We start from the raw sequence: 11,472 nt of genomic DNA, 5'->3' as shown, positions 1-11,472 counted from the left end.
GATGACGACATGAACGCCAAAATGCTTGTCCTGCTGTTGCTGCCGCTTGCAGGTTGCTCCAGCACTTCCGATACCCAGAACATGCCGGTGAATATCCTCACGGCCTCACCGGCCAATGCCCAGGCCACCGACATGCCCAAGGTCGAACAGACGTTGCGGCCACAGGATGTGCTGGACGTGATCTTCCGTATCAGCACCACCGGCTCGAGTGCCTACCGCATCCAGTCCGGTGACCAGGTCGGCCTGAACTTCACTGCCGCCAGCCAGCTCAACGGCAGTCAACTGGTGCTGCCCGATGGCACCATTGAACTGCCGGGCGCCAACACCTCGGTGAAAATCGCCGGGATGTCTTCCGAAGAAGCGCGTCAGGAAATCCAGCGTGTCTACACACGCAAGCAGCTGTTTCAGCCTAACCGCAATCAGCTGTCCGTGCAGGTCATCAGCCCGCTAAGCGAAGAGGCGAACCTTAAAAGTGCCCTGAACCACCCGGGTACCGGCATGAGCCGGGAGATCACCGTAGGCACCGACGGCTACGCAAGCTTCCCGGAAATCGGCGCCGTGCCATTGCAAGGCATGACCGTCAATCAACTGGAAACCTTCCTCAACAAACGCTACGCACAACTGCCGGGGCGAATGACCGTTGACGTGCTGCTCAAATCCACCGCCGGCAATGAAATCTACGTGCTGGGCGAAGTCGGCCAACCGGGTTCCTACCCGATCCGCCGGCCGGTCTCGGTGCTTGAAGCACTGACCCTGGCCCGTGGCAGCAACACCAAGGCACGGCTCGATTCGGTGGTGATCATGCGTCGCAACGGTAACCAGGTTCAGGCCGTGCGTTATGACGTCGAAAAAGCCTTGTCGGGCGATGCGTCGCAGATTGCGTACCTGCAACCGGACGACATGCTCTATGTGCCTAAGACCAAACTGGCCAGCGCCGGTGAGCTCGCGCGGCAACTGGCAGACGTGGTGTTGTTCCAGGGCGTGGGCTTCAGCTTCGGCTACCGCGTCGACAACAAAGACAGTGACAGTAACTAACTCTCAGGTGACCGACCATGAATCCAAAGGAAAACTACCTGCACGAGTTCTTCAGGATCTTCTTCGCCAACAAGCAGTTGGTGAAGCGAGTCTTCCTGATCTTTGCAGTGATCGCGCTGGTCTTGCCGCTGATGCTCAAACAGAGCTTCGATATCACCGCCCAGGTGATCGTGCAGTCCAAAAAACTCTCCCAGGGAGACGCTACGACATCCCTCAACCAGGAGAACGCCTCGTTCATTCCACCGTCCCTGGCGGACATGGAAACCGAGAGCAATATCCTGCGCTCGCCGGCGTTGATCCGGCAGACCATCAGCGAGTTGCGCGACAAGGGTGAGTACACGCCCACCCCTGGAGTCTTCAACAAACTGGTGACCCAGCCGTTCAAACAGTACGTGACCACCCCGCTGCGCGAATACGTGATCAACCCGGTGAAAGCCACTCTTGGCCTGGAAACCGATCCGGTGCGCGACACGGTGCTGGATGCACTGACCCAAGAGGCGATGGACAGTCTGAAAATCGAGACCCTGCCAGGCTCCAACGTGATCTCCATCATCTACAGCTTTGACAATCCGACCCAAGGCACCAATTTTGTCGCCGCCTTGCTGCAGAACTACCTGACCAGCCGTCAGGAACTGCAGTCCATCGACTTGCCACAATCGTTCTACGAAACCAAAAAGAAGCAGTACCAGGTTCGGCTCGATGGCCTGGAAGGCACTCGGCTGGCCTTGCTTGAAGAAGTCGGCTCGTCCGATCCAAAGGAAGAAATCACCTTCCGCCTCAACGCCATCAACACCGAGGAGCAAGCGCTCAACCTGTACCGCGACCGCCTGCTGCAAAGTCAACGCTGGCTTGATTACCTGAAAACCAGCCTGGCCGCTGCCAGCAACTCCAAACTCAACGACTACACCTTCCCCTACACCTTCACCACCACCGTGGATAACGTGGCGTTCGAAGATCGCGAGATCAAACAGATGGGTGAGGCCCTGACCACTCAGGTCAGCCGCTACATGAACGACCTGGCGATCTTCCAGCCAAGCAGCGAGCCGATGTTGCTGACCCGCGAGCAAATTGCCCGCACCCGTCAGCAGTTTCTGAAAGTGGTCAGCAACCGGATTCAGGAGCGCACCACCGACCTGGCCGTTGTCAGTTCAGTGATCAACCAGAAAACCGCGCGCATTGCCGAGTTCAAGGAACGCATCCACCAGTTGCAGAAAACCCAGAGCAAGCTGCGGCAGATGGACACCGAGATCAACGGCTTGCACGCGGCGTTCTCGACTTACGCCCAGCGCTTCGCCGAAAGCAGCACCTCTCGCTCGCTGGACAACGACCTGTCCAACGCACGGGTGCTCAGCCCGCCGTATGAGCCGACCGAAGCCGCGTTCCCGAAACCGATACTGATCATTCCGTTCGGCTTGTTCACCGGTCTCTTGCTGGCGATTGCCCTGGTCTACGTGCGTGAGTTCTTCGATCACCGTTTCAAACACCCAGCGCAAATCACCCACGAACTGGGCTTGCCGGTGCTGTTGGTGATCAACGATCAAAACGTGGAACCGACCAATCCGCACAGCAACTGGTCCGTGCCTGGCCTCGTGCATTGGGTGCGCAATTGAACGCGCCGCTCAGCCCTTCCCTGCCGATCATTCATTTGCTCAGCAGCGGCGGCTTCTACGGGGCTGAGCGGATGCTGCTGGACCATTGCCTGGCGACGCCGGGGCAGCACCAGGTGCTGTTTCTCGATGCGCCGCCAGACCTGATCGCACGGTTTCGCCAGGCGGGGGTCGACTGCCGGAGCTGCGCGGGGCTGGGGCCATTGCTCGCGCATTTGCGCCAGCGCCGGGCGGAACGGCCGTTGATCAATACGCACAACTTCAAGGGCCTGTTGTTTGGCTGGGTGGGCGCAACGTTGTTGCGCCTGCCGCTGGTGATTACGCAACACGGTTTTACCCCGCGCAGCCGCAAGCAGAAGTTCTACACCTGGCTGAGCCTGCAACTGTGCCGCACCGCGTCGGTGACTCGCGTGGTCTGCGTCGCCGAAAGCATTGCCGTGTTGTGCCGCCAGGCCAGTGTCCGCGCGGAAAAACTGCAAGTGATCCCCAATGGTTTACCGGCGGCTACCGCACTGCTGCCGCACCGCGTGGACCGCCAGCGTTGGCTGGCCGGTTACGTCGGTCGGCTGAGCAGTGAAAAGGGCCCGGACTTTTTTCTCGATGCGCTGATTCCACTCTGTCAGCAACACCCGCAACTGGACGCCGTGATGCTCGGCGACGGCCCGGAACGGGAAACGCTGCTGGCGCGGATCAACGAAGCCGGTTTGCAAGACCGCATCACCCTGCCGGGTTACCAGACCCACATGGGTAAGTGGTGGCAGCAACTCGATGCGCTGGTGATCAGCTCGCGCACCGAAGGCACACCGATGATTCTGCTCGAAGCGATGCAAGCCGGCGTGCCGGTGGTGGCGTTTGGCGTCGGCGGGATTCCCGATGTGCTGCAAGACCGGCACAACGGCCTGCTGGCGACACCCGCCGACAGCGCCGCCCTCGCCCGCCAGATCGGTTCGTTGTTGACTGAACCGTCCATGGCTCGCGAACTGATCGACAACGCAAAACGTACGCAATTGGACCGTTACGACCTCAAGGCCCTGGCCGAACGATGGTCGCAACTTTATCTCCGTACTGCACGGGAGGCACGCGCGTGATCTTTCCGCTCTCGATCGTCAGTTTGTTTGGCCTGGTCTGCCTTGGTTTGCTGGCCAGCCCTTATCCGTATCTGGCGCCGGGGGCGGTGCTGGGCCTGGTTGGTGTCGCGCTGCTATACCGCAAACCCATGTGGGGCTTGCTCGGGATCGCAGCGCTGGTGCCGTTCGAAGGTTTCTTCAAGGACAGTTCAGTCTCGGGCACCAAGTTTCTCGGCGCCTCACTGGCCGTGATCCTGATGCTGCAACTGGCCATCCACCAGATTCCCTCCGAACGCCTGCGCAGCAACATCTGGCGCTACCTGATCTGGTTCATGGTCTTGTACATGCTGAGCGTGATCAACACCGATAACATGGCCATGTCGATGGGGCATCTGCGGGAACTGAGTGTCGGCCTGGTGCTGTTTGTGATCACCCTGCTGATCGGCCGCGAGCTGAACATGGACCTGTTCGCCAAACTGGTCACCCTCAGTGTCACGGCGACCTGCGTGCTGGCGATGTTCTCCAGCAAATATCAGGACCAGGGTCGCGCTGCCGGCCTGCTGGAAGACCCGAACGCCTTTGCCATGCTGATCGCCTTCGCCGTGCCACTCGCCTTGCTGCTGGTGGTCCGCAGCCCGCACTTTTTGCATCGGGCGTTCTGGGTCGGCTGCTGCATTTTGCTGCTGGGCGGCATGACCAAGACCGAATCCCGATCGGGGCTGGTAGTGCTGTTCCTCAGCCTGATGATTGGCGCCTGGCACTACCGCGCCGAGCTGAAACGCATCCGTCCACGGCATCTGGGGTTCGCGATGCTGGGTCTGGTGATCGTGATTCCGCTGGCCATTTATGCGATGCCGAAGGGTTACATCGAGCGCATACAGTCCTTGAGCATTTTGAGCGCCGGCGCCAGGAGTCAGGACCAATCCCTCGGCCGTCGCGCCTCGTACATTGTGGTCGGCAGCCAGATGATCCGCGAGAACCCGCTGCTGGGCACCGGCCCCGGGACGTTCCCGCTGCACTACGCCACCACCGGGTATGCCAAGGCGTTTTCGGCCAACCGCAAAATCGGCGACTTGTACCGCCGCGCCCACAACACCTACCTGGAAATCTTCAGTGAACTGGGGATTCCCGCCGGGCTGCTGTTTGTCGGCATGCTCACCCTCGGCTTGTACAACCTGGTCCGCGCCCGTCGTGTGTGGATGCAGCGACGCAACCGCGAGCAGGCGGATTTGCTGACGCACCTGAGCATGAGTTTCCTGGCGCTGAGCCTGTTCTTGATGTTCCTCAGCGCGCCCAACCAGAAGTACGTGTGGATCATGCTCGCCCTGACCAGCGTGCTGCGTTTGAAAGCCGAAGAAAGCCCACTCGTGGAGGCCAAGGCATGACCCGCATCAGCATTGTCATTCCGATGTACAACGAAGCCCCTCACATCGCACGGACTCTGCTGGCTGCGCAACGCGCCGCCATCGCCGCCGGAGTGCAATGCGAACTGATCGTGGCCGACAACGGCTCCGAGGATCAGGGCCCGCACATTGCCCGGCAAATGGGCGCGCAAGTGCTGGTGCTGCCGGGCTTGCTGATCGGCGCCTTGCGCAATCGCGGTGCCGCCGTCGCCACCGGTAAATGGCTGGCCTTCCTCGATGCCGATATCGAAGTGCCCGAGGACTGGCTCACGCTGTTGTTGAGAATCGAGCCCGCGGTTCAGGTCGACGTCCTCGGTCTGGATTTGCACACTCCGGCGCAAGCCCCGTGGTATGCCGATGCCTGGCAACGCCGGCTGTTGCGCCCCAGTGCGGAAACGGTGCAAACCGTGCGCTGGCTGCCCAGCGCCAACCTGCTGATGCGCCGCCATTGGTTCGACAAGATCGGAGGCTTCAATGAAAGCCTGCGTACCGGCGAGGACAAGGACTTCACCATGCGCCTTTCCCACGCGGGTGCGCGCTTGCTGTCGGTGAACCATAGCGTCGCCCTGCACTGGGGTTATGAAGCCAGCTGGCGCGAATGGATGGGCAAGGAGTTCTGGCGCCAGGGCAGTCACCTGCAGTTACTGCGCAGCAACGGGATGAGCCTGCGTCTGCTGCGGTTCCCGATGCTGTCGATCGCCGCCTGGGTGCTGGATATTGCGGCGCTTTTTGCCCTGATCAACGGCCAGGTCCATCTGACGCTGTTCTTCTTGCTGGTGACCAGTTTGCCCGCGCTCGCCCTGAGCATGCGCCAGAGCATGAAACACCGTGACCTGGGCCTGACGCTGCAACTCTGGGGCCTGCATTGGGTGCGTCTGCAACTGGCCGGTGCCGCGTTCATCCTCAGTCTTTGTCATTGGAATGCCAGGAGGCCCGCCCGTGGCTGAATTCATTTTCTGGTTGTGCCTGTTGCTGCCGGTTTACGCCTATATCGGTTATCCGCTGCTATTGACGCTGCTGGCGCCGTTGTTTGCTTCGCGGCGCCATGCGCCGCCGGAACCGATGAACATCAGCATCGTGATTGCCGCGCACAACGAAGCGCGGCACATCGAACACAAGCTTCGCACCTTGCTTGCTCAGGATTATCAGCCGGCCTCGCTGCAAATCATTCTCGCCAGCGACGGTTCGACCGATGACACCGTGGCCTGTGCACGCAAGGTCATCGACCCGCGCATCACCATTTTCGACCTGCCCCGCCAGGGGAAGGCCGCGACCCTGAATGCCGGCGTTGCGTTGAGCACCTGCGATATTCTGGTGTTCACCGATGCCGACAACCAATGGTCCCGCGACACCCTCGGCCACCTGCTTGCGCCCCTGTGCGATCCCCAGGTCGGCGCGTGCGCCGGGCACATGGTGATCCCGGTCACCGGCGGTGGCCTGAGCATCGGCGACAGCCTCTATCGGCATTACGAAGGCTGGCTGCGCAGGGTGGAAAACCGCACCGGCTGCATGGTCTCCGCCGACGGCGCCCTGCTCGCCCTGCGCCGCGAGTTGTTCCAGGACATCCCGGCCGAGGTCAACGATGACTTCTTCATCAGCACCTGCGCGCCGGTGGCGTTCAAGCGGATTGTCTATGTGCCCGAGGCGCAGGTCATCGACCAGGGCGTCGATGAAGCGGACAAACAATTCCGTCGTCGTCAGCGGGTCACCGTCGGTGGCTTGCAAAGCCTGGCCCAGCGCAGCGAGCTGCTCAATCCGCTGAAACATGGCTTGTATTCGATTGCCTTGATCAGCCACAAGTTGATCCGCCGACTGGCGCCGATCCTGTTGCTGCCCCTGTTGCTGAGCAATTTCTGGCTGTGGGAAGAACACGGTTTCTATCGCCTGAGCCTGGTCGCGCAACTGCTCGGTTACGCCGTGGCCATCGCCGGCCTGCTGGATTCGCAACACCGTCTGCCCAAACCCTTTCGCCTGGCCGCGTTCCTGCTGGTGACCCTGGCCGGGATGAGTATCGGTCTGTGGCAGTTCCTGCGGGGGCAGCGGTACGCCCAGTGGAACCCTGAGCAAAACCGTTGAGAGGACTGTGCCATGGCGATCAAACAATTATTAAAACGCACCAGTGGCTGGCTTTACCTCAACTCGTCGGTGGGCCGCACTCAACTGCAAGGCGCCGGTGTGATCCTGATGTTGCACAGGGTGCTGGCCAGCGACCAGGCCGCCGAGCTGCCCCACCGCAATGAACTGTGCGTCGGGCCGAAGGCCTTTGAGCACTTGCTGGTGTGGCTGAAAAAACACTTCGACTGCGTGTCGTTGATGGACATCCTGCAACCCGGCACAGTGAGATCGGATCGTCCAAAGATCACCCTGACCTTCGACGACGGTTGGCGCGACAATGCGCTGAATGCCTTCCCGCTGCTGCAAAAGTATCAGGTGCCGGCGAGCATTTTTCTCTCCACCGATTTCATCGGCAGCCGCCAGCGGTTCTGGTGGGAAAGCATCGGCGAAACCCTCTGGGGCAGCCACGGTGAACGGGCCCGGATGCAATTGATCGATTGCCTTAAACAGGTCAGTCGGCCGTTGCCGGTGCCCTTCGATGAACTGGATGTGGAGCGTCGCAGCCTGGCCTTGCTGCACTTCCTGCACAGCCTGAAAACCCTGAGCCCCGCCGACCTGAATCGACTGACCGATGAGTGCCCGGACGAGTCATTGCCCCAGGCGCTGGACTGGCATCAGGTGCGCGCGCTGGAAGCCTCAGGGCTCGTGCGGTTCGGCCCGCACGGCGCCAGCCATTCGATTCTCACCGGCCTTGATGATCAGCGTTTGCACGAGGAGCTGAGCCGCAGCCGCAATGCCTTGCAAAATGGCTGCAACCGGCCGCTGCCGGTCTACTGCTACCCCAACGGCGACAACGATGCGCGGGTGCGCGAACAGGTGGCCGACCATGATTTCCCGTTTGCCCTGGGCACGGGCACCGGGATTTATCGGGGCACCGATGACCCCTTGAACTTGCCACGCTTTGGCGTCAGCCAACGGGTGGCGCGCAATCCGCAGCTGCTGTCCTGGCGCCTGTACCGCGGGGCACGCGCATGAGCCGCAGCCATTACCTCAAGCATCTGGCCCTGAGCATGGGCACCAAACTGGCGATGATCGGTTTGCGGCTGATGCGCAACGTGTTGCTCGCTCGAATCCTCGGGCCGAGTGAACGAGGCTTGTTTGCCCTGCTCAGCACCTTGCCCGACCTGATCAGCGCCGCCACCAGTGGCGGGCTGAATTCGGCGGTGGGTTTTCAGGCGGCCAAGCACCGGCCTATGGGTTTGCTGCTGAGTCAGGTGCTGGTGTTCGGTTGCGTGTTGGCCGGTCTTTTGACCTTGCTGGTGGTCGCCCTGGTGCGCGAGTTCGGCAACGAACTCGACATCACCACGCAACTGGGCCTGCTCGCCTGGCTGTTGCTGCTGGCGGTGCCACTGACGGTGCTCAAGAGCGGACTGCTGACGTTGCACAACGCCTCCGGCGGCGTGGTGGCATTCAATGCGTTGCGCCTGTTGGAATCCCTGGCGCCGCTGTTGTTGTTTCTCGCCTTGTTCTGGATGTGGAAAGACTCCGCGCTGGAAGCGGCGCTGATCAGTTGGCTGTCCGGCATCAGCCTGGTGGTGCTGGCGGGCTGGTTCTGGCTCAAACGCGATCAGCCGTTGAAATTGCAGTGGGACCGCGCCAGTCAGAACGAGCTGCTGCGCTACAGCGCCCGCAGCCATCCTGACCTGCTGTTCCAGCAAGTGATCCTGCGCTCCGATTACTTGTTCATCGGCGCGCTGCTCGGCAGTACCGCGCTCGGTCATTACGCCATGGCCAGCGCCGCCGCCGAGTTACTGCTGATCGTCCCGGAAGCCGTGACCACGCCACTGATGAAACGCCTGCTGCAACAGGAAGAAGGCATCGACAAGGTCACGCCGCTGGCCCTGCGCCTGACCGCCACGGTGATGCTCGGCGCCTGCGTGACCATGGCCGTGATCGGCGAATGGCTGATCGTGACGCTGTTCGGCGTGGCCTATCAGCCCGCCTATCCCGCCTTGTTGGCGCTGCTGCCGGGCCTGCTGGGCCTGTGCTACGCGAGCATCCTGCGCCTGGACTTGCTGGGTAAAAACCGCCCCGGCACGATTTCGCTGTTGATGGGCCTCGGCGCCTTGCTCAATTTGGCACTGAACCTGGTGTTGATTCCGGCTTACGGGATCGTCGGCGCGGCGGCGGCATCGTCCATCGCCTACGTCGCGGTAACCATCGCGTTGCTGGTGATGTACTGCCGGTTGAGCGGTGTGCCGGTCTGGCAAACCCTGATCATCCTGCCCAGCGATGTAGCGCCGATGCTGCAAATGCTGCAACGGAAGTCGGCATGAAGCGCCTGGCCCTGCTGTTGAGTCTGGGCCTCTCGCTGAGCGCCCACGCGGCGCCCATGCGTTGGGCCGATATTCGCGACGGCAGCTTGTACCTGCAACCGGATCGCCCCGACACCTTGACCATCCGCTGGGCCCCGGCGTGGCAGGCGGATGCCAACGAAGAGCGCCTGTACCTGCTCGATGGCCAAGGCAAACTTCAAGGCGAGCGCCTGATCGCCGCCAGTGAATCGCGCGGCAGTCAGAGCTGGTCGCTGGCACCGAGTGCCTCCAGCTATCAACTGGAAATTCCGGGCTACAGCTTCCGTCGCTACCGGGTAGAACACGACGAACGCACGGTGGCACTGTTCGCCCCCGCCAAGGTGCATTTCAGCGCCGAAACCCACAATGGCGATGAGCTGTATTTCAAGGTGTCGCCGGGTGAACACGCGGTGCTGGCCGGCAAGTTCCACGGTGGCGTCAGCGCCCTGCAAGCGCAGCGGGTGGGCGACGGCAAACAAGTGGCGCTGGCGCTGAAACCGTATCGCGGCTATTGGCAATTCGATAAGGTCGAGTTGCCCGTCGCCACCGAGCCACAGGTCTGGCGCCTGCGTCTGCAAGGCAGCGGCAAAGTGGCGTTCTGGCTTGACGGCACCGCCAACCTCTTCGCCCAGAACCCGCAGCAGCTCAAGCCCCTGCGCGAGGACGATGGCCAAGTCCGGTTGACGTTGCACAACAAAGTGCTGGGGCCGACCCCGAACCTCGGCATCGCCCTGCCCTACGTCAAGGTGCCGGAATCGAGTTATGCGGTGCTCGATGCACTCAAGCCACAGGCGGGGACTTATTACAGTTTCGTCGACATCATGGCGAAGAACCCGCACTACGAAGACGCTTTCCGCCAGCTGTATCAGGACCGCTTCGGCATCACCCAGGACATCACGCTGTTGGCCGGGAGCCAGCGCCAGGCTGACCTGCGCGCCGACACCATGAGCAATGCCGGGCTCGACGCCTGGCTCGCGTCGACCCGGGCCCTGGGTGGCAAAGGCACGCACTACATCGGTTTTGCCGACGAGCCGAACCTCAACTACCCGGACTACGCCAACTACCAAAGCATCTTCAACAGCATGGCCCGGCAAGTGCGCAGCAACCCTGCCAACGCCAAGGCCGGCGTGCGCATTGCCATGCCCGCCAGTTCGCGACTGGTCAACGGCCCGTTTGCCGACAACGCCGCCGACAAGCGCGGCATCGATTGGGCCAAACGCTTGCTGGCGGAATCCGGCGACAACATTGATGCCCTGGCCTGGCACGAATGGATGATTCGCGACCTGCTGGCGACACGGGTCTACCGTGACAGCGTGCGCCGCGCCGCCGAGCTGGTCGGCCTCGACGTCCAGGGTCGGCCGCGCAAAGCCTTGCTGCTGGACCAGACCAACATGTCCAGCGGTTCCAGCCTCAGTCCTTACGATCAGGAAACCGATTTCGCGTCGTTGTGGTGGGCTTCGGTCGTCATCAATTCGTCCCAGGACGGCTTGCTGGAGATGCTGAGCTGGTTCCAGGCCGCCGACGAACCGAACTACCCCAAAGGCATGTTGCGCGTACTCGGCGAGAATTCCTTCGAGCTCAAGCCCGTAGGCATGGCCCATCAGTTCATCCGCGAGCAGTGGCTGCACGACGTGATGAGCCTGGACAATGACGCTTTCGAGGTCGACGTGCTGGCCATGGCCGAAGACCTCAAACGCAGTTTGCTGGGGGTCAACAAAGCAACGCGCTTGCAGCGTGTAGCCCTGACCGGAGTCCAGTGTCCTCTGGCCAACGGTTCATTACGTTACTTCGGCGCCGACAACCGTGCCCGCGACGCGCCATTCAAATGTCAGGACGGTCGCGTCAGCTTCGAGCTGCCAGGACGGACCCTGTTTAATCTAAGCTGGAGCGCCTCATGAATTGCCAACTATTGCATTGCGACGCCGGCCATTGGCCGCGCCCCGCAACACTC

9 protein-coding genes are annotated in these 11,472 nt (G+C 61.7%); all 9 read left to right on the top strand.

The window, feature by feature from the left end; translation table 11 throughout:
* The first annotated feature begins 9 nt into the window (after positions 1-9).
* Genes ACYZT6_RS09475 through ACYZT6_RS09435 form a run of 9 tightly spaced genes read left to right on the top strand, consistent with a single transcriptional unit; the run spans position 10 to position 11,419 of the window.
* Complete coding sequence (locus ACYZT6_RS09475; protein WP_462026646.1) at positions 10-1,035, top strand: polysaccharide biosynthesis/export family protein; 1,026 nt, start codon at positions 10-12, stop codon at positions 1,033-1,035.
* Positions 1,036-1,052: 17 nt separating this feature from the next.
* Positions 1,053-2,645 carry a GumC family protein gene (locus ACYZT6_RS09470; RefSeq protein ID WP_462026645.1) on the top strand — a complete coding sequence of 531 codons (1,593 nt, stop codon included), beginning with the start codon at positions 1,053-1,055 and terminating at the stop codon, positions 2,643-2,645.
* Positions 2,642-3,730: a glycosyltransferase family 4 protein gene (locus ACYZT6_RS09465; protein ID WP_462026644.1), complete on the top strand. Its 1,089-nt coding sequence runs from the start codon at positions 2,642-2,644 to the stop codon at positions 3,728-3,730. Before ACYZT6_RS09470 ends, ACYZT6_RS09465 begins: the two co-directional genes overlap by 4 nt.
* On the top strand, positions 3,727-5,094 hold the full coding sequence (locus ACYZT6_RS09460) for an O-antigen ligase family protein (protein ID WP_462026643.1): 1,368 nt from the start codon (positions 3,727-3,729) through the stop codon (positions 5,092-5,094). The genes ACYZT6_RS09465 and ACYZT6_RS09460 overlap by 4 nt, the downstream gene beginning before the upstream one ends.
* On the top strand, positions 5,091-6,059 hold the full coding sequence (locus ACYZT6_RS09455; protein WP_462026642.1) for a glycosyltransferase family 2 protein: 969 nt from the start codon (positions 5,091-5,093) through the stop codon (positions 6,057-6,059). Before ACYZT6_RS09460 ends, ACYZT6_RS09455 begins: the two co-directional genes overlap by 4 nt.
* Positions 6,052-7,188 carry a glycosyltransferase gene (locus tag ACYZT6_RS09450; protein WP_462026641.1) on the top strand — a complete coding sequence of 379 codons (1,137 nt, stop codon included), beginning with the start codon at positions 6,052-6,054 and terminating at the stop codon, positions 7,186-7,188. Before ACYZT6_RS09455 ends, ACYZT6_RS09450 begins: the two co-directional genes overlap by 8 nt.
* Before the next feature lie 12 nt (positions 7,189-7,200).
* On the top strand, positions 7,201-8,202 hold the full coding sequence (locus ACYZT6_RS09445) for a polysaccharide deacetylase family protein (protein ID WP_462026640.1): 1,002 nt from the start codon (positions 7,201-7,203) through the stop codon (positions 8,200-8,202).
* Positions 8,199-9,503 (top strand): lipopolysaccharide biosynthesis protein, encoded by a 1,305-nt coding sequence (locus tag ACYZT6_RS09440; RefSeq protein WP_462026639.1) that lies wholly within the window; start codon positions 8,199-8,201, stop codon positions 9,501-9,503. Before ACYZT6_RS09445 ends, ACYZT6_RS09440 begins: the two co-directional genes overlap by 4 nt.
* A complete protein-coding gene (locus ACYZT6_RS09435; protein ID WP_462026638.1) occupies positions 9,500-11,419 on the top strand; it encodes a hypothetical protein in 1,920 nt (639 codons plus the stop codon). Before ACYZT6_RS09440 ends, ACYZT6_RS09435 begins: the two co-directional genes overlap by 4 nt.
* Positions 11,420-11,472: the final 53 nt, after the last annotated feature.

The sequence above is a fragment of the Pseudomonas sp. RT6P73 genome, from assembly GCF_054897715.1.
Note: the sequence above shows the minus strand (reverse complement) of the source record. Positions and strands in the feature narration are given on the sequence as shown.